At 59.5% G+C, this 16,656-nt stretch carries 12 protein-coding genes; 4 read left to right on the top strand and 8 right to left on the bottom strand.

Annotated features, from left to right (window positions below; genetic code table 11):
* Positions 1-115 precede the first annotated feature (115 nt).
* Positions 116-1,711: an ABC-F family ATPase gene (locus IM294_RS11885; RefSeq protein WP_047368156.1), complete on the top strand. Its 1,596-nt coding sequence runs from the start codon at positions 116-118 to the stop codon at positions 1,709-1,711.
* A 187-nt stretch (positions 1,712-1,898) separates the two neighbouring features.
* On the opposite strand, the gene IM294_RS11890 is transcribed toward IM294_RS11885, so the two are convergent.
* On the bottom strand, positions 1,899-4,262 hold the full coding sequence (locus IM294_RS11890) for a TIM-barrel domain-containing protein (RefSeq protein WP_126817739.1): 2,364 nt from the start codon (positions 4,260-4,262) through the stop codon (positions 1,899-1,901).
* 17 nt (positions 4,263-4,279) lie between these two features.
* The gene (locus IM294_RS11895) at positions 4,280-5,581 is read right to left on the bottom strand and encodes an MFS transporter (protein ID WP_126817737.1); all 1,302 of its coding nucleotides are present in this window, start codon (positions 5,579-5,581) and stop codon (positions 4,280-4,282) included.
* Between the two features lie 288 nt (positions 5,582-5,869).
* Here IM294_RS11895 and IM294_RS11900 point away from each other — a divergent pair, with 288 nt between their 5' ends.
* Positions 5,870-6,943: a LacI family DNA-binding transcriptional regulator gene (locus tag IM294_RS11900; RefSeq protein WP_045259976.1), complete on the top strand. Its 1,074-nt coding sequence runs from the start codon at positions 5,870-5,872 to the stop codon at positions 6,941-6,943.
* Here the strand turns inward: IM294_RS11900 and IM294_RS11905 are convergent.
* From IM294_RS11905 to IM294_RS11920, 4 genes are all read right to left on the bottom strand, one after another.
* The gene (locus IM294_RS11905; RefSeq protein WP_193360349.1) at positions 6,940-8,196 is read right to left on the bottom strand and encodes a DUF1479 domain-containing protein; all 1,257 of its coding nucleotides are present in this window, start codon (positions 8,194-8,196) and stop codon (positions 6,940-6,942) included. The genes IM294_RS11900 and IM294_RS11905 overlap by 4 nt on opposite strands.
* Positions 8,197-8,345: 149 nt before the next feature.
* The gene (locus IM294_RS11910; RefSeq protein ID WP_045259978.1) at positions 8,346-9,161 is read right to left on the bottom strand and encodes a Cof-type HAD-IIB family hydrolase; all 816 of its coding nucleotides are present in this window, start codon (positions 9,159-9,161) and stop codon (positions 8,346-8,348) included.
* Positions 9,162-9,315: 154 nt separating this feature from the next.
* Positions 9,316-11,748: a formate C-acetyltransferase/glycerol dehydratase family glycyl radical enzyme gene (locus IM294_RS11915; protein WP_047362751.1), complete on the bottom strand. Its 2,433-nt coding sequence runs from the start codon at positions 11,746-11,748 to the stop codon at positions 9,316-9,318.
* Positions 11,749-11,752: 4 nt separating this feature from the next.
* On the bottom strand, positions 11,753-12,652 hold the full coding sequence (locus IM294_RS11920) for a glycyl-radical enzyme activating protein (protein ID WP_063154643.1): 900 nt from the start codon (positions 12,650-12,652) through the stop codon (positions 11,753-11,755).
* A gap of 127 nt (positions 12,653-12,779) precedes the next feature.
* On the opposite strand from IM294_RS11920, the gene fsa reads away from it, so the two are divergent.
* Entirely contained in the window at positions 12,780-13,442 is a 663-nt protein-coding gene (gene fsa / locus IM294_RS11925) for a fructose-6-phosphate aldolase (RefSeq protein ID WP_028012473.1), read from the top strand.
* A gap of 89 nt (positions 13,443-13,531) precedes the next feature.
* Here fsa and moeB read toward each other — a convergent pair whose 3' ends face one another.
* Both moeB and moeA read right to left on the bottom strand, forming a co-directional pair.
* Positions 13,532-14,284, bottom strand: a complete 753-nt coding sequence (moeB, locus tag IM294_RS11930; protein ID WP_126817733.1) for a molybdopterin-synthase adenylyltransferase MoeB — start codon at positions 14,282-14,284, stop codon at positions 13,532-13,534.
* Between the two features lies 1 nt (position 14,285).
* Entirely contained in the window at positions 14,286-15,518 is a 1,233-nt protein-coding gene (gene moeA / locus IM294_RS11935; protein WP_126817730.1) for a molybdopterin molybdotransferase MoeA, read from the bottom strand.
* Positions 15,519-15,706: 188 nt separating this feature from the next.
* Here moeA and iaaA point away from each other — a divergent pair, with 188 nt between their 5' ends.
* Positions 15,707-16,645: a beta-aspartyl-peptidase gene (gene iaaA, locus IM294_RS11940; RefSeq protein ID WP_045260003.1), complete on the top strand. Its 939-nt coding sequence runs from the start codon at positions 15,707-15,709 to the stop codon at positions 16,643-16,645.
* Positions 16,646-16,656 lie beyond the last annotated feature (11 nt).

Below are 16,656 nucleotides of genomic sequence, written 5' to 3' on the forward strand. Positions count from 1 at the left end.
GAAATCACATTTTTTTCGATTTTGTTAAAGTTTAGTGGATTGCCGCAACACGGGATCTCAATTCGGAATTGTGGCATAATGCCGTGTTTATCACACTTTTCGCAGGAATCTCTCCGTGTTAGTTACCAGCAACGTCACTATGCAGTTTGGCAGTAAGCCGCTGTTCGAAAACATTTCCGTCAAATTTGGCGGCGGCAACCGTTACGGCCTGATTGGTGCCAACGGTAGCGGAAAATCCACCTTTATGAAGATCCTCGGCGGCGATTTAGAGCCGACGCTGGGCAACGTGTCGCTCGATCCGAACGAGCGTATCGGTAAGCTGCGTCAGGATCAGTTCGCCTTCGAAGAGTTCACCGTGCTCGACACCGTGATCATGGGGCACGCGGAGCTGTGGGAAGTGAAGCAGGAGCGCGATCGTATCTACGGTCTCGCCGAAATGAGCGAAGAAGACGGCTATAAAGTGGCCGATCTGGAAACCCAGTACGGCGAAATGGACGGCTACTCCGCGGAAGCCCGCGCGGGCGAGCTGCTGCTGGGCGTGGGTATTCCGGTTGAACAGCATTACGGCCCGATGAGCGAAGTCGCGCCAGGCTGGAAGCTGCGCGTGCTGCTGGCACAGGCGCTGTTCTCTAACCCGGACATCCTGCTGCTCGACGAACCAACGAACAACCTGGACATCGATACCATCCGCTGGCTGGAGCAGACGCTGAACGACCGCGACAGCACCATGATCATCATCTCGCACGACCGTCACTTCCTGAACATGGTCTGTACGCACATGGCGGATCTGGACTACGGCGAGCTGCGCGTATATCCGGGCAACTACGACGAATACATGACGGCAGCCACCCAGGCGCGTGAACGTCTGCTTGCCGACAACGCTAAGAAGAAAGCGCAGATTGCGGACCTGCAATCCTTCGTGAGCCGCTTCAGCGCTAACGCCTCTAAATCCCGTCAGGCAACATCGCGTGCCCGTCAGATCGACAAAATTAAGCTGGAAGAAGTGAAGGCCTCCAGCCGTCAGAACCCGTTCATCCGCTTCGAGCAGGACAAGAAACTGTTCCGTAACGCGCTGGAAGTTGAGGCGCTGACCAAAGGCTTTGATGAAGGCCCGCTGTTTAAAAACTTCAACCTGCTGCTGGAAGTGGGTGAGAAGATTGCCATTCTGGGCGCCAACGGCGTGGGTAAATCTACCCTGCTGAAAACCCTGGTGGGTGAACTGCAGCCGGACAACGGCACCGTGAAGTGGTCTGAAAACGCGCAGATTGGTTACTACGCGCAGGACCACGAATATGAGTTCGAAAACGACCTGACCGTCTTCGACTGGATGAGCCAGTGGAAGCAGGAAGGTGACGACGAGCAGGCGGTGCGCAGCATTCTGGGTCGTCTGCTGTTCAGCCAGGACGACATCAAAAAGCCGGCCAAAGTGCTCTCCGGTGGTGAAAAAGGCCGCATGCTGTTCGGCAAGCTGATGATGGAAAAACCGAACATTCTGGTGATGGACGAACCGACCAACCACCTGGACATGGAATCGATCGAATCGCTGAACATGGCGCTGGAGATGTATCAGGGCACCCTGATCTTCGTCTCTCACGACCGTGAGTTCGTCAGCTCACTGGCGACCCGCGTGATCGAAATTACGCCAGAGCGCGTGGTGGACTTCAGCGGTAACTACGAAGATTACCTGCGCAGCAAAGGTATCGACGGCTAATTTCCCGTCGTCTTTCACGCTGCAGATGCGTTGGCTGCACCTGTTCACCCCGGTCACTTACTTATGTAAGCTCCCGGGGATTCACAGGTTTGCCGCCTTCCTGCAGCGCGAAATACTTAGGGAAAGGCGTCGTGCCTTTATCCCCTCTCCCTGTGGGAGAGGGCTAGGGTGAGGGCATCAGGCCGTACTACACCACCCACTCGCTCCCTTCAATCCCGTTTACCCGCAGCGTACGTTTTTCCCCCGCCGGTAACGACACCTTCAGCGCCTTCCACGCCGGACGATAATCTCCGCGCGCGTTGACCTTCAGGTTGATGGTTGCGCCATCACACTCCATTTCCCATTCCACCCACAGCGCATTGCCCTTCTGATAGCCCCAGCTTTCACCGTCGTCCTCAAACAGCAGCCCCGTGGTTGTGCCGACGCCTTTAACCGGGAACAGCTTCAGCTCGCGGGTCGTATCTTTTTCAGCACTCACATGCCTGATGCGCTCGCTCAGCGGCAGACCGGCCCCGGCGCGCACCAGCAGCGGCAGTTTTTCCAGCGGCGCGTCGAGAACGATCGACTGGCCGCCGGCGAACCACGCGTGGGTGTAAAAATCGTACCAGCCCGTTTCGTTATCCGGCAGCCAGACGCGGCGCTCGCGCTGCCCGGCTTCGACGACGCTGGCGACCAGCAGGTCGCGGCCCAGCAGGAAGTCATCGCACTCTTCGAAGGTCTGCGCGTCGTGCTCGTGGTCGAGGAAGGTCGGGCGCAGCATCGGCTCGTCGTCGGCGTGCGCCTGCCAGAGCAGGGTGTAGAGATACGGCAGCAGGCGGTAGCGCAGCTCAATCGCGCCGCGAATGGCAGGCGTGACGCCCGGATACATCCACGGCTCGTTCACCGTGTGGTCATCGTTCCACGAGTGAATGGTAAAGCGCGGGTGCATCACGCCGTTCTGCACCCAGCGCACGAACAGCTCGGCGTCCGGCTTGTCGCCGGAGAAACCGCCCACGTCGTGACCGACGTTGAATAATCCGGACAGGCTCATGCCCAGCCCCATGCGGATGTTATAGCGCAGGGTGTCCCAGTTAGTGCGGTTGTCGCCGCTCCAGGTCTGAACGTAGCGCTGCATCCCGGCGCAGCCGGAGCGGGAGATGAGATACGGGCGTTTTTCCGGCGCAAAGCGCTGCTGCGCTTCCAGCGAGGCGCGCATCATCAGCAGCGGCATCACCGGGCGAATGTGCTTGATGGCGATCTCCTTGCCGAAGCCAAAGCAGCGGGCTTCACCGTCCCACACTTCATACTCGTTGTTGTCGTTCCAGGTAGAGTCGATACCCATTTCCAGCAACTGCGTGGTCACGCCGTTCTGCCACCACTGCACCGTCTGCGGGTTGGTGAAGTCGAGGTGCGAGCCTTCGTCATCCCAGAAGCTGGAACGTTCAGGCGCATCGGTTTCTGAATCACGGATGAACAGGCCGCTCTCCGCCACTTCGTTATAGCGGGGATGATCCTGCAGCAGGCACGGCTTGATATTGGCCGCAAGCTTCAATCCCGCGTCGTGGAAGGCCTGGCTCATCGCCTTCGGCTGCGGCACTTTGTCGTAGTTCCAGTTGAAGACGTAGCGCTTGCCGTTGATGGAGGTATAGCCGGACGAGAGCTGGAACGAATCGCACGGAATGGCGTGCTCTTCGCACAGGCGGATGAAGTTCATCAGCTGATTCTGCGCGTCCGGTGCGTCGGTGTAGTGCATGGTCGAGCCGCTGTAGCCCAGGCTCCACTTCGGCCCAAACAGCGTTTTCCCGGTCAGGCGCACAAAGGCTTTGGTGACGTCCAGCGCGCGCTTGCCGGTAAAGAGGTAGTAATCAATATCACCCGCTTCCGCCTGCCAGCGGCGATAGGCGGTGTGATAGTTGTCGATCTCGTTGCCCAGATCCAGCCAGCAGCTGCTCAGGTTGTCGTAAAACAGACCGTAGCTCACGTCGTCGCGGCGGGTAAGGGTGAACGGAATGTGCTTGTAGAGCGGGTCGGTGCTGGCGGCGTTATGGCCCATGGCGTCCAGGTTGCGCATCTCGTAGCGTTTGCCGTTGCGCTGCAGATCGCCCGCTTTCTCGCCCAGACCGTAGAAACGCTCATCCTTGCGACGGCTGAGATAGTGCGCCACGCCATCGCCGTGGGCGTTCAGCAGGTAGGCGCTGGTCGGGCGATCCTGGACCAGCGGCTGCCATTCGCCCGCATCATTACGGTAGTGCCACTCCAGCCACAGGGGCTGGTGGACGGTCACGCGCAGCTGCTCGGTTGCCACCGTCACTGCGTCATCCTGCTGCGTCAGGGTCCAGGCCGGGCAGGAGAAACCGCTCAAGTCGTCACGACGGCGGCCTTCCCACGGCACGTCTTGTTCCGGGGCGATGCTCCAGGTGCGGTCCAGCGCCATCTCGCCTTTGCGTTTGATCAGCACGCGGAACAGGTTCTGTTCCAGCACGTACAGGCACAGGCGGTGCTGATTATCGACCAGCAGCTCCAGATGATTCGCAGATTGCTTATCGACGGTCCAGTTTTTCAGGGTTTTCATATGCAATACATCCACTATCAGGCGCGCTTGGCGCGACGTTCAGCAATAAATGCCACCAGGAAGAAAGCGCCAATCAGGTCAAAAAAGCCCATGGCAATAAAGAGCGGGTTGAAGCCGATTTTGTCGGCGGTCACCCCGATTAACAGGGAGAACAGGAAGCTGGCGATCCACGCCGCCGAGCCGCGCATGCCGTTGACGGTCGCCATCTGGCCTTTGTCGAACGACTCCACGACCAGAGCACTCAGCATGCAGGAGATGATCTGGTGCCCGAAGCCGCCGATGGAGATCAGCACGATGGTGATATACGGGTCGCGGGTCACGGCGACGATGGCCAGAGAAATCATCAGAAACGCGCCGGTGACGGAGCTTGCCACCACCGAGTTCACGCGGGAGCAGCCGAACCAGCGGGTGTACAGACGCGTCAGGTAGCCGCTCGCTACGCTGCCGAGGTCGGCGGCGAGGAAGGGCAGCCAGGCAAACATCGCAATCTGCTTCAAATCCATGCCGTGCTCTTTGGCGAGGTACAGGGGCACCCAGAAGCTCAGCACCGCCCAGGCGGGTTCTGCCATAAAGGCCGGGATGGCGATACCGTAGAAGCGTTTGTTTTTCGAGACAGTTTTCAGCGCGGTCAGGAAGGGCAGCTTGACCGGTGCGGGTTCGTTATCCTGTTTGATAAACGCCAGTTCGTCGCGGCTCAGGTTCGGGTGTTGTTCCGGGTTGTGGTAGAACGCCCACCAGAGGATCACCCACAGCAGCGCCAGCACGCCGGTAAACATAAACGCGCCCTGCCAGCCGAACGAGGCGTGAGCAAAGTAGATGATAGGCGGGGCCAGCATCGCGCCGATGGAGAAGCCCACGCCCGCCCAGCCAGCGGCAACGGGACGCTCTGATTTCGGGAACCATTCGCCGATGGTTTTGGCATTCGCTGGCGTGGCGGCAGCTTCGGAAGCGCCCATAAAGAAGCGCAGGATCGCGAGATGCAGCCAGCTTCCGGCACCCGCGTGGAAGATACACATCAGTGCCCAGATCCCGGCGCAGACCATAAAGCCAATCTTCAGGCCAATAACGTCGATCAGCCAGCCGCACAGGGGCTGGAAAATGGTGTAGGCGATCTGAAACGCGCCGACTATCCAGGAGTACTGCTCGGTGGTGATCCCGAGGCTCTCTTTCAGTTCCGGGGCGAGGATGCCCAGTGAGTTACGGGTGATGTAGTTAACGGTGACGCCAAGTAAAAACAGCACCAGCACGTACCAGCGCAAATTCTTAATGACGCGACGGGTTTTGCTTGTCGCAACGGTATTATTGATGTCCTGACTCATTTTACTCTCCACAAGACGGACGGTAAGGGGACGGAGGTTCAGGTGTCACACAGATTGTTATGCCTTTGATTTCTATCCGCTTAGAATGCTTAAGTTGCTATACAACTAGTATGGAAGCTGTGTGACAAGTTCACCTTAGGGAAGAAAATGAGAGGGCAAAAGTGGATTTTGTGCAAAATTTCTCATAACTGACGTAAACCCTCTGGCATGATGGTCTTTATGTCAGTTATTGCCTGATGAATACGCTATGAAAATTTTTTCATTTCGCAAATGGAGCCAGATCACAAAATGGACAAAAGGCTAAAAATCACCGAAATCGCCGCCCGTACCCAGCTCTCCATCAGTACGGTTTCCCGTGTGCTGGCAGGCAAAGCGAATACCAGCGAAAAGGCGCGGGCTAAGGTGCTGGCGTGCGCGCGGGAGCTGGGGGTAATGGACGGCATGGCGGCGGGGCGTCTGCTGCTTAACAGCCTGGTGGTTTTTGCCCCTCAGCGTGCCTTCGACGAGCGGTCCGACATCTTTTACTACCGCGTGATCCAGAGCGTGAGCAAAGGGCTTGCCTCGCACGAGGTTCGGCTGCGCTACTGCGCGCTGGAGGAGAACGACAGCGACGCCCAGATTTTTCTGGCACGCATGAACGAGCCGGATACCCAGGCGGCCATTCTGCTCGGTATCGACGATCCGCATATCCACGATCTGGCGGTGGATGTGGGGAAACCCTGCATGCTGATTAACTGCCGGGACCGCCGCATGCGCCTGCCTGCCGTTGCCCCGGATCACCGTGCTATTGGCGAGCGGGCGGCGGAGTACCTGTTCGAGATGGGGCACCGCGAGGTGATGAACGTGCTGTGCCTGCGTCGCTACACCATGGAGCTGCGCCTGGCGGGGATCCGCGACGCGTGGCAGTCCCATAACCTGGCGTTCAAGGACAAGCGCGATCTGCTGGTGGTGCCAAGCTTCAGCGCCAGAGAGACGGAGCAGCTGGTGAGCGAGTGGCTTAACCAACAGAAGGGAAAAGACCTGCCGACGGCGTTCCTGGTAGGCGGGGACTTTATGGCGGCAGGCACTATCAGCGCGCTGCAAAATCACGGTCTGCGCGTGCCGCAGGACGTCTCGGTGATGAGCATTGACGGCTTTAATCTGGCGGCGATTCAGGATGTGCCCTTAACGGCGGTGCATGTTCCCCGCGACGAGCTGGGAACGGAAGCGGTGCATATGCTCCAGCAGCGGCTGATGCGCCCGGACGCGCCGGTAGGAACATTGCTGCTGAACGGCACGCTGGCCGTGCGGGAATCGGTACGGCGGATACGTCAGGGGAAACGACGCACCGCCGTGGAGCGGGAAGGGCTGTACGACAGTTAAGCCATGCCCAGCGCACGCTTGCCGTGGATATTGAGATCGTTCACGGTAAAACGGTCCTGCCAGCTTTTTTCATAATCCTCGCGCGGGAAGTCTCCCGGCGACGCGCCGGTTTCCAGCGCTTCCTTGACCTTTTTCGCATAGGCGAGGTTCTTCTCGCACATTGGCGCGGCGGGGATGTACATCACATTGCCCCAGCCCTGCTGATTTTCCACCGGCGCGACGGAGTGGATCACGTCGCAGTGCCACCACACGGAATCACCGGCTTCCAGCGCCGGAATGCTGGTCAATGCTTCGACAAGCAGCGGGTGCCACTTCTCGGAAATCGGCAGCACGCGCCCCGGCGCCACGCCGCAGAGTTCGTCTTCCGGCACGTCGTCCAGCAGCGGACGCAGCAGAATGTAGGCCATTGCTTCCGGGATCGGCACCACGTGCAGCAGCCCCAGGCCGGGGATCATATCCGACAGCGCCGTCCAGCCCTGGAAGGTGCGGAACACCGAGCACTTGGTGGTGTTATCCACGGTGTACTCTTCCACTTCAGTACGGTGCGCGGCGTTCCACGGATCGTATTTCTCGACGTTGCCGTCAAACACGCGGGCAAACACCTGCTGGTAAGCCGGCAGCAGCCAGCGCTCCAGCGCGCCGGAATCGGTATGCGCCCCCAGCCCTTTTGAAGTGGTTCCCGGCGGACGACGGCGAATGCGGTCCGGATAAATCACGCTCACGTCAGGGTTAAACCACTGCTTGCCGTTGCTCTCGAATGTCCATAAACGGTTCAGGAACGACTGCACCTGCGCCATCGCTTCACTCTGGCGCGCCTGCATTTGCGCCTGGGACCAGTAGATCGGGTAAATCTCCGGACGGGAGGCGGTTAAGGTGCCGAAGAAGTTGTCGCCCGGCCCTTTGTATACCTCGTCAAACTTGTTCAGATCGAGGTAGTCGAGCATCGACCGGTCCCACGCCAGCGCCTGCTCGCGGGGGAAGTGACCTTTAATCACCGCGCAGCCGCGGCGCTTAACGGCCTCGCGCTGAGCGTCGGTAATCGTGCCGTTTTTCACATCTGCAAACGGAATCACCGGCCAGACGGATTCGCCTTTATTTTTCAGGGCGTTGATCTCCGCCACGCGGGTGGCGATTTTATCGCTGAGCTTGTCGAACACCGCCTGCACGTCGCCGATCTGCGCGCGTAACTCACGTTTTAACTGACGGATTGCCGCTTTGTGGTCCGCTGGCAAGGTTTCACTGGTAAAGGTCATAACTGCCTCGCATCTTTCATTCGAAAGTAAAAATATCTACAAGTGATACTTTAAGTTAAAAATAAGTTAATGCAAGTTTAAAAACTTGACGCAAGCCACAGGACGGAAAAAGAGTGAGAGGCCGGAGCGGGGCTCCGGCGAGGAAAGGATCAGACGTCGAAAGGAGAGTGGTTGTCGAGCACGGCCTGAATGACGTTCAGCGCGCCCTGATGGTTGTTATCGTCGGTGCTGTAGCGGCTAATGTCTTTAATGCTCTGCGCCGCGTTGCCCATCGCAAAAGAGTATTTCACCAGCTTCAGCATCTCGGCATCGTTGCCGCTGTCGCCAATGCCGACGCACTCCTGCGGGGAGATTTTCCAGCGTTTTAGCAGGCGGCTGATGCCGTTGGCTTTGTGCAGGCCGGGGATAATCAAATCGACAAAACCGAAACCGCTGGTGACCGGCTTCATGATGCCGTCCAGGGAGACGTGCAGTTTATCGACCAGGTTCGGGATATCGCTGTCCGGCAGGTTCAGGGAGAACTTAAACAGCACGTCGTCGATTTCGCGGTAATCGCTGATGCGTTTTAAGCGGTGATAGTGCTTTGACATCAGCGCCACGAAGGCGTCCGGGGCTTTGTCGCTGACGTAGGCGCTCTCCAGACCGCAGGCTACAAAGTTCAGCCCTTCGTCTTTCAGCAGTTCGCCAATAACGATCTGCGACTCATGGCGGGTCAGCTCGCCGTGGAAAACCTGTTCGCCGTGGTCAAACACCAGCGCGCCGTTCTCCGCCACGAAGGAGATCTGCTCTTTCAGCTCGGGGAAGAAGGAGATGAGCTGGTAATACTGATTGCCGCTGGCGACAACGAATTCAATATCGCGGGATTTAAGCTGCTCAAACTGTGCCTGGAAGCGGTCACGATCGTACTGCTTGGCATCATCAAGGAAAGTTCCGTCCATATCGGTGACGATAACTTTAACGGTCATACTGTGCTCCTGGGTCACTGCGTTTTGAAACATTCTAATAACAAGGTGACGGGGAGCACAAATTTAATTTCATTCGAAAGTAAAAGCAAAACGGCAACCGAGGTTGCCGTTTTTAGTGTTTTCTCCCTCTCCCACGGGGAGAGGGAATACTTCGCTACAGCGTATGCTCAGTACGGGCGATAATATCGTCCTGCGCATCCGGCGACAGGGCGGTGAAGAACGCCGAGTAACCCGCCACGCGCACTACCAGGTCGCGGTACTGGTCCGGGTGTTTCTTCGCCTCCAGCAGCGTTTCGCGCGAGACGATGTTGTACTGAATATGCCAGCCCTTGTGCACCTCGAAGAAGGTACGCAGCAGTACCATCAGCTTCTGGCGATCGCTGTCGTTTTCCAGCGTCGACGGGTTCAGCTTCTGGTTAAGCAGCACGCCGCCCAGGATCGCCTCGGTAGGCAGTTTACCCACGGAACCGATGACCGCCGTTGGACCAAGGTGGTCGGTACCGGAAGCCGGGCTGGCCCCTTCCGCCAGTGGGGTATGCGCCTTACGTCCGTCCGGCGTGGCCATCGTTGCCGCGCCGAACGGCACGTTAGCGGAGATAGACGACGTGCCCGCGTAGTAGTTACCACCAATCGGGCCGCGGCCGTAGCGCGGGTTGTGGTACTGCTTCAGCTCCTCAATGTAGGTCTGGTAGGCGCGTGTCAGCAGCATGTCCACGCTGTCGTCATCGTTGCCGTACTTCGGCGCGCCGTTGATCAGGCGCTGGCGCAGCTGCTCGTGGGTCAGCCCGTCGAAGTCATCGGCCAGCGCCGCCGCCAGCTGCTGCTGGCCGATGACGCCCTGCTCAAAGACCAGCTTTTTCACCGCTGCCAGGCTGTTGCCGAGGTTGGCGATACCCACCTGCAGGCCGGAGACCCAGTCATACTTCGCGCCGCCCTGCTTGATGCTTTTCGCGCGTTCGATGCAGTCGTCCACCAGCGCCGAGCAGAGAATATCGTGGACGTTCTCCTCCAGCATGGTGTCTACCACGTACTCAATTTCGATAGATTTGCGGGTGTAGTAGCGGATCTGGCTGTCCCACGCCGCCATCACCTCCTCGAAATTGTCGAAGTTGCCGGCTGAGAGCGCTTTTTCCTGCGGCAGGAACACCTTGCCGCTGGTGGCGTCGCGGCCGCCTTCCAGCGCCGCCAGCATGACGCGGGCGAAGTTGATAAAGCTCATGCCGGTGCAGCGGTAGCCCCACTTGCCGCCTACCGCGGTTTCGATGCAGCCGATGGCCGCGTAGTCGTAGGCATCATCGCGCTCAACGCCAAGCTTGATAAATTCCGGGATCACGATTTCATCGTTGTTAAAGGCCGGCATCCCGAAGCCGCAGCGGATCACCTGCACGCAGGCGTCGAGGAAGTCGTTGCTCATGCCCGCATGGTAGCGCACGCTCAGGTTCGGCTGGGTAGAGCGCAGACGGCCGCAGGACTCCAGAATCGCGTAGGAGAGCGGGTTCACCGCGTCCATCGGCTCGCCGTTAACCAGCTTCTGACCACCAATGGTGACGTTCTGGTACAGCGGGCTACCGGCAGAGGCTTTGGAGTGCGAGCCGGAGCGGATTTTGTTCACTTCCAGCAGCTTCAGCCAGCAGCTGTGCAGCAGCTCGATGGCGTGCTCGCGATCCAGGCTCTGGTCCAGCTCCACGTCGCGGCGATAGTACGGGTAAAGATATTGGTCCATACGGGCGAAGGAAACGGAGTGACCGTTGGACTCAATCTGCAGGATCAGCTGAATGAAGTAGCACAGCTGCAGCGCCTGCCAGAAGGTTTTTGGCGGCTCGTGGGCAATCACGTCGCAGTTTTCCGCCATCGCCAGCAGCTCGTCGCGGCGGCTTTCGCGGGTTTCCGTAGACGCCATCTCACGCGCCAGGTCGGCGAAGCGTTTGATGTGCAGGCTGACGGCTTCCAGCACGATATCAATTGCCTTCAGGAACTGATCGCCGTGCAGGTCTTCCAGCACCGTCAGGTTGATGCGCGAGCGGCGCTCGTCCACTTTGGCGCGCAGGCCGTCGAGACCTTTCTCCAGCACCAGCGGGAAGTTTACCGCCAGGTGGGCGTCGCCGGAGGTCATGTTGCCTTCGGCTTTGATGATGCCGGTTTCCAGCAGGCCTTTCTGCTCGTCGGTGAACATGCCGTAGCAGCGATCCTGCACCGTCTGGCCGCGCCACCACGGGCAGATTTCATGCAGCACACGCTTGTTTTCTTCACTCACCGCGAAGCCCGCACCCGGACGGTCCGCCAGATCGTCAATCTCTTTCTCAATCCAGGAGACGGTATATTCCGGGAAGATCGGCGCGGCGCGCACTTCGCTTGCCTGGTTGCCGATAATCAGCTCGTCGTGCTTGATCCAGATGGTGCGTTCCGCCAGGTGATGTGCCAGCGCCAGGGCGCGGCGCACCGGGATCGGCTTGTCCATGTGCTGCTGGTACATTTCGGTGTAATGCTGCGCGCGCTCGGTACAGACCGGCGGCTTGACGATATGCACCAGCGCCATTTTATGCGCTTTAATACGTTCGCTGAGGGTGTTGAGATTCAGGGTGGTCATAGGTTTATCCTCGTAAGGTCGCGGTTAACCCTTTCTGGCAGGCGTACTGCTGCGCGAAATCCAGCAGGGCAGGGTTATCCAGCGGTTTGTCAGGGGCAGAGTAGGGTTGGCCGAGCAGGGTGTATTTGTTCATGCCCAGCGTGTGATACGGCAAAAAATGAATATCATCGACGCCGAGTTCGTCGGCGGCGAAGTTGGTAATGGCTGTGATGGACGCTTCATCGGCGTTAAAGCCCTGGATCAGCGGCACGCGGATGGTGATCTTTTTCCCGGCAGCGGCGAGGCGCTTCAGGTTGTCCAGGATCCGTTTGGCCGAACCGTCGGTCCACTGTTTGAACACCGCTCCGTCGACGTGCTTAAGGTCGGCAAGGAACAGATCGACGTACGGTAATGACGGCTCGATATAGTGCCACGGCACGTGAAGGCAGGTTTCGACGGCGGTGTGGATACCCTGTTCGTGGCTGGCCTTGAACAGGGCGTGCGCCAGCTCCGGGTTCATAAACGGCTCGCCGCCGGAGAGGGTGATCCCGCCGCCGCTGCGGTCATAAAAGGGTTTGTCGCGCAGCACGGTGGTCATGATCTCGTCCACCTGCTTCTCTTCACCGCAGACGGTAAGCGCCTGCGTCGGGCAGCAGTCGGTGAGGGCGTTAAGCGTCTCTTCACTCAGCTTTTCGCGGTGGATGACCAGGCCATTGAGCGCGCGTTCGATACAGCCCGGTGCCGCCAGCTGACACAGGTCGCAGCCTTCCAGACACAGGCGCGCGTCAAACAGCACGTCCCGGCTGCGCGAGCGGCTTTCCGGGTTCTGACACCAGCGACAGCCCAGCGAGCAGCCTTTCAGGAACACCACGGTTCGAATACCGGGGCCGTCGTGGGTGGAATAACGCTGAATATTGAAGATCATATTTTTGCCCTCAAGTTGCATATGAAGATTAAGTGACTTTCGAATGAAAGTTATCTTGATTCAGGTCAACTCTTGAGCAGGTTTTATCGTGATAGGGTAAGTGCAGGCTAATTTTGAGGGTGACATCATGGAACTTTATCTCGACACATCTGACGTTGCGGCAGTCAAAAAGCTGGCGCGTATCTTCCCGCTGGCGGGCGTGACCACCAACCCAAGCATTGTGGCGGCAGGAAAAACGCCGCTCGACGAGCTGCTGCCCGCGCTGCACGACGCGTTGGGAGGTAAGGGCCGTCTGTTTGCGCAGGTAATGGCAACCACCGCCGAAGGGATGGTGGAAGACGCGCGCAAGCTGCGCGCTATCATTAACGACCTGGTGGTGAAGGTGCCGGTGACCGCAGAAGGGCTGGCAGCCATTAAGATGCTGAAAGCGGAAGGGATCCCGACGCTGGGCACGGCGGTGTATGGCGCCGCGCAGGGGATGCTGTCCGCCCTGGCCGGAGCAGAGTATGTGGCCCCTTACGTTAACCGCGTGGACGCGCAGGGCGGGGACGGGATTCAGACCGTAATTGAACTGCAGCAGCTGTTGGCGCTGCACGCGCCGCAGTCAAAGGTGCTGGCCGCGAGCTTTAAAACCCCGCGTCAGGCGCTGGACTGCCTGCTGGCAGGGTGCGAGTCCATCACGCTGCCACTGGACGTGGCGCAGCAGTTTATTACTTCCCCTGCGGTGGATGCGGCGATCGTGAAGTTTGAGCAGGACTGGCAGGGAGCGTTTGGACGGACGTCTATCTGACGGGGGCGGCCTGATGCCCTCACCCCAACCCTCTCCCACACGGAGAGGGAGCAAACACTAAAACGGCAACCTGAAGGTTGCCGTTTGCTTTAACCTCCGCAAACCTCACACCCCGGGTTACGCATCAGCTTCATCTCGCGGAACTGGCAGGTCATCGCGTCATACATCACGATTTTCCCCGCGGCAGGCGTGCCGTAGTGCGCCAGCACTTTGATCGCTTCCATTGCCTGCAATGAGCCAATCACGCCGACGAGTGGCGCCATCACGCCCGCCTCGACGCAGGTCAGCGCATTCTCGCCAAACAGACGGCTCAGGCAGCGGTAGCAGGGTTCACCATCCGCGTACGTGAAGACGCTGATTTGCCCCTCCATGCGGATTGCCGCGCCGGAGACCAGCGGGGTTTTGTGGGCAAAACAGCCCGCGTTCAGCTGGTTACGGACCGCGATGTTATCGGTGCAGTCGAGCACCAGATCGTGCTGCGCAATCTGCGCGAACAGCGCGTCGTCATCCAGCATCGCGTCAATCAGGGTGAACTGAACGTTGGGGTTGATGCGCGCCAGCGCCGTGCGGGCAGAGTCCACTTTCGGCTGGCCAACCGTCGCGTCGCTGTGCAGCGTCTGGCGCTGCAGGTTGGACACCGAGACGGTATCGAAATCCAACAGCGTCATCCTGCCCACGCCCGCCGCCGCAAGATACTGCGCGGCGGCGCAGCCCAGCCCGCCGAGACCGACGACCAGCACATTGGCTGCCTTAAGCGCTTCCTGGCCCTCGAAGTCAAACCCGCGCAGCACGATCTGGCGGTTGTAGCGCATCATCTCCTGGTCGCTCAGCTCCACCGTCATGTCAGCCTCCGAACAGGTGGTTAAAGCGCTCAACCTCAACCCATTCGCCGGCTTCCACGTTGCCGCGCTCGCGCTCCAGCACGATGAAGCAGTTACCCAGACTGAAGGAGCTGAAAATGTGCGAGCCCTGATGTCCGGTGGTGCTCACTTCGAGCTCACCGTCCGCGCCGCGTGCCAGAATGCCGCGCTGGAAATCGAGACGACCCGGTGATTTTTTCAGGCGCGTAGCGGCACGCACGCGCAGGCGTTCCGGCAGCGGGCTGGCTTTGTTGCCGGAAAGCTTCGCCAGCAGCGGGATCGCCAGCTGGTAGAAGGTGAGTGCCGCAGAGACCGGGTTACCCGGCAGGCCGCAGAACCAGCTGTGCGGAAGCTTGCCAAACGCGAACGGTTTGCCCGGCTTGATCGCCAGCTTCCAGAAGGCGATTTCGCCCAGCTCTTCAAGAAGGGTTTTGGTGTAATCCGCTTCGCCCACGGAGACGCCGCCGGAGCTGATGACCACGTCGGCGGATTTGTCCGCCTCGATAAACGCCGCGCGCAGTTTTTCCGGGTCGTCTGGAATAATCCCGAGGTTAATCACCTCGCAGCCCAGCTGCTCCAGCATCAGGTGTACCGCCAGGCGGTTGGTGTCATAAATCTGGCCGTCCTGCAGCGGCTGGCCCGGAAGCTGCAGCTCGTCGCCGGTGGAGAAAACCGCCACGCGCACCTTGCGGACAACGTCAACTTCCGCGATGCCGAGCGACGCCAGCACCGGCAGTTCACCTACCGTCAATTTCTGCCCGGCGGCAAAAACGGTCGCGCCGAGGGTGATGTCTTCGCCCGTGCGGCGGATGTTCTGGCCCGCTTTAACGTTCGCGGTAAAACGCACCCCGTCGTCGGTCTGCTCGGTCTCTTCCTGCATCACCACGGCATCGCAGCCCTGCGGAACCGGCGCGCCGGTCATGATGCGCACGCAGGTGCCCGCAGGCCATTCGCCGACAAACGGCTGGCCCGCAAAGGCTTTACCCGCTACCGGCAGGGCGTTACCCGTCTGGAGATCCGCCAGGCGCACCGCGTAACCGTCCATCGCGGAGTTATCGAACCCCGGCACGTTCATCGGCGAGACGATATCGCGCGCGGCAATACGACCAAAACAGCGCACAAGCGGCAGCGTCTCAACGTCATGCAGCGGAGAAATACGGTCAAGCATCTGCGAGAGTGCCGTCTCAAGCGGCATCAGTCCGGCGGTAAAATCCATGGTGGGCTCCTGCGGAGTAACAACGAAAGCGCCCATTATGGCAGAAAAGTGCGGCTAACTGTATGACCCGATGGGTGTACGCTTTACATCACTGTTGCGTCTTTCTATATTCAAAAATCATCTGAAGTTTCATCGACGATAATGATATTTATAGAAAAAGCCGCGAATCAGGCTAACGGGTGATGCGAATGGTTAATGCGGTAATCGCAATTCATGGCGGCGCAGGGGCAATCACCCGTGCACAGCTTAGTCCCGAGCAGGAAAAGCGCTACATTGACGCGCTGTACGCCATTGTGGAAACGGGCCAGAAAATGCTGGAAGCGGGCGAGAGCGCGCTGGATGTGGTCACCGAGGCGGTGCGCCTGCTGGAAGAGTGTCCGCTCTTTAATGCCGGAATAGGTTCGGTCTTTACCCGGGATGAAACCCACGAGCTGGACGCCTGCGTGATGGACGGCGTCACCCTGAAGGCGGGCGCCGTGGCGGGCGTGAGCCATCTGCGAAACCCGGTGCTGGCGGCGCGTCTGGTGATGGAGGAGAGCCCGCACGTTCTGCTGGCGGGCGCTGGGGCGGAAAAATTTGCCTTTGAGCACGGAATGGAACCGGTATCGCCGGATCTGTTTTCCACGGAAGAACGCTATCAGCAGCTGCTGGAAGCCCGTACGGCGGGCATAACGCAGCTTGACCATACTGCGCCGCTGGATGAAACCACCAAAATGGGCACGGTCGGCGCGGTGGCGCTCGATAAAGCCGGTAACCTCGCGGCGGCGACGTCAACGGGCGGCATGACCAACAAGCTGCCGGGACGCGTCGGCGACAGCCCGCTGCCCGGCGCGGGCTGCTATGCCAATAACGCCACGGCAGCGGTGTCGTGTACCGGCACCGGGGAAGTGTTTATTCGCGCCCTCGCGGCCTACGACATCACCGCGCTGATGGATTACGGCGGTTTAAGCCTGAGCGAGGCCTGCGAGCGCGTGGTGATGGAAAAATTACCTGCCCTGGGCGGCGTCGGCGGGCTGATTGCGGTCGATCGTGAGGGCAACGTGGCCCTGCCGTTCAACAGCGAAGGCATGTACCGCGCCTGGGGTTATGCCGGTGATGAGCCGAGCACGGGCATCTATCGTGAATAAGGGGGCAGCGC

The organism is Enterobacter cloacae complex sp. P43RS (assembly GCF_014930585.1).
Lineage (GTDB): Bacteria > Pseudomonadota > Gammaproteobacteria > Enterobacterales > Enterobacteriaceae > Enterobacter > Enterobacter bugandensis.

Excerpts from the sequence above, each read along its gene's own strand:
- IM294_RS11890 (WP_126817739.1), bottom strand. The coding sequence starts at position 4,262 with ATGAAAACCCTGAAAAACTGGACCGTCGATAAGCAATCTGCGAATCAT.
- moeA (WP_126817730.1), bottom strand. The coding sequence starts at position 15,518 with ATGGATTTTACCGCCGGACTGATGCCGCTTGAGACGGCACTCTCGCAG.
- moeB (WP_126817733.1), bottom strand. The coding sequence starts at position 14,284 with ATGACGGTGGAGCTGAGCGACCAGGAGATGATGCGCTACAACCGCCAG.
- IM294_RS11915 (WP_047362751.1), bottom strand. The coding sequence starts at position 11,748 with ATGACCACCCTGAATCTCAACACCCTCAGCGAACGTATTAAAGCGCAT.
- IM294_RS11900 (WP_045259976.1), top strand. The coding sequence starts at position 5,870 with ATGGACAAAAGGCTAAAAATCACCGAAATCGCCGCCCGTACCCAGCTC.
- IM294_RS11895 (WP_126817737.1), bottom strand. The coding sequence starts at position 5,581 with ATGAGTCAGGACATCAATAATACCGTTGCGACAAGCAAAACCCGTCGC.
- iaaA (WP_045260003.1), top strand. The coding sequence starts at position 15,707 with ATGGTTAATGCGGTAATCGCAATTCATGGCGGCGCAGGGGCAATCACC.
- IM294_RS11905 (WP_193360349.1), bottom strand. The coding sequence starts at position 8,196 with ATGACCTTTACCAGTGAAACCTTGCCAGCGGACCACAAAGCGGCAATC.
- IM294_RS11910 (WP_045259978.1), bottom strand. The coding sequence starts at position 9,161 with ATGACCGTTAAAGTTATCGTCACCGATATGGACGGAACTTTCCTTGAT.
- fsa (WP_028012473.1), top strand. The coding sequence starts at position 12,780 with ATGGAACTTTATCTCGACACATCTGACGTTGCGGCAGTCAAAAAGCTG.
- IM294_RS11920 (WP_063154643.1), bottom strand. The coding sequence starts at position 12,652 with ATGATCTTCAATATTCAGCGTTATTCCACCCACGACGGCCCCGGTATT.